Annotated in this window: 1 protein-coding gene; it reads right to left on the reverse strand. The window is 50.7% G+C overall.

Features of this window, described 5'->3' with window-relative positions; genetic code table 11:
- The coding region (locus ABYT30_RS18650) for an efflux RND transporter permease subunit (protein WP_373098024.1) at positions 1-2,150 on the reverse strand (2,150 nt) is incomplete at both ends.

Genomic DNA, 2,150 nt, shown 5'->3' on the forward strand with positions numbered 1-2,150 from the left:
ATGGGGTTTATGCCAAACACGCCGTAAGCCACCGGGAACAAGCCTGCCACTGTGGTAACCGTGGTGATAAAGGTTGGCCGCAATCGAGTGCGCGCTGTTGCCACCAAGGTATCCCGATCAATAAAGCCGTCGCGCCGTGCACGGTTTAATTGGTCAATCATAATCAATGAATCGTTGACTAAAATGCCCGTCAAGCCGGTGACACCAACCAGCGCCGACAAGCTCAAATTCATGCCCTGTATGGCGAAGGCAAACATCACGCCCAATATCCCAAGAGGAATAACAAAGATAATGAGTAAAGGCTGGGTTACGGAATCGAACAGCAAGACCAGAAGTAATAGAATGCCGAAACCGGCAATAAGCGCCGCACTGCCAACATTGCCTATAGCGTCTTGCTGACGATCCGCTTCACCACCGGCTATTATTTTTACACTGGGGAAGCGCTCACGTAATTGCAGTTCAGTGATGCCGTCTGCGACCTTTTGATTGACCTCCGCCACCGACATTATTTCTTTGTCGATCTCAGCATACACCGTGACCGTGCGCTCGCCAAAGTAGTGGAACAAGGTTGCCTGTTCTGGCCGGGTTTCAAACTCCGCCACGCTGCGCAGCAGTACCGTTTGCCCACGATTATTAATTAAGCTTAGACCGTAAAGGCTTTCCATTTGCCCCTGTTCCGGCTGGCGGTATTGCAAACGAAAACGTATACGCTCATCCACGGTTTGCATCTCTTCAACCAGTAAACCGTCAAAGGCGACTCGCACCGCTTGGGTTACGTCACTTACGGTTAGACCGTAGTTTGCCAATAATTCGTGCTTTAGCTGCAAATCAATAACGTCTTTACCAGGCTTGTAGGAAGTCCAAACGCGATTGACGCCGTGCATTTGCTCTAGCTCGTGGACAAGCTGGTCAGCGACCAAATAGCGGTCTTCCGAGTTAGCAACAATATCTAACTCGACGGCCTCTCCCGTCGGCGGCGAGTTTTCAACCGGAATCACCCGAATCATCTGAAGATCGGCCTGACTACGAGCAAACGCGCGCATGTCTTCAGCAATACGCAATGAACCGCGACTTAGTTCGGATTGCGTTTTTAAATACACATCTAACATACCCCATGAATCTTGCCGCCCCTCGGTAACACCCGGGACATTAGCAGCGTCGTGGTGGCCAATGGTGATTTTACTGGCCAGCAAATCCGGGCCCACAATCTCGCGCATGTCACGCTCTAGTTGCCAGAGTCGCTCACGAGTACGTTCAAAGGAGCTGCCCAGCGGAAGCTCCACTTTGACAGAAATCGCGTCTGTATCTCCGTCGGGATACAGATCCAATGACAAGCGGTGGGCGCTATACACATAGGCTAAACTCGCCACTAACGTAATAACGATGAAGCTGATAATACGATGGCGAAACATATGCCCCATGATCCAAACATAACCCCTTTCAACGGGTTCAAACCAACGCCGGGATAAAGACTGTCCCTTTTTTGCCTGGGCGCCCGCTAGCGCATGAGCAATATGCGCAGGCAACATAAATTTGCACTCGATCAATGAGGCAAGTAGCACCATTACCACTACGGCGGGCAGCATCCATAAAAACTTGCCCTCGGTACCCGACAAAAACACCAAGGGCATAAAAGCCAATACCGTAGTCGCCGAACTGGTAATGACCGGCGCCGCCATAGTGGCAGTTCCATCAATCGCAGCTTGCAGTGGCGATTTACCGCGCTCCGCTTCTCTGAAAATACTTTCAGCGATAACAATGGCGTCGTCCACCAGTACCCCAAGCATCAATATTAAGCCGGAAATACTAAGCTGGTTCATCGATATATTAAACATCGGCATTGCAATGAACGTCAGCATAATCGCGGTGGGAATACCCACCACTACCCAAATCGTAAAGCGAAAAGGGAAGAACGCCATAAGGGTAATAAAAACCAAACACATACCCACCAAGGCGTTGCTGGTTAACATCTCAAGTAAGTTGCGGGCATAGCGGGTGGTGTCGTTAAAGGCACTTAACTCCACGCCTAAAGGGACCAGCGCTTGCTGCTCTTCGACAAAGGCGCGCAAATCATTGGCAACGGCTAAGCCGTTAGCGTTGGCAGCCTTTTTTACCAGCAAGCTAATACCCGGTTCACCATTGGCCAAGGG

The sequence above is a fragment of the Zhongshania sp. genome (assembly GCF_041623545.1).
Lineage (GTDB): Bacteria > Pseudomonadota > Gammaproteobacteria > Pseudomonadales > Spongiibacteraceae > Spongiibacter.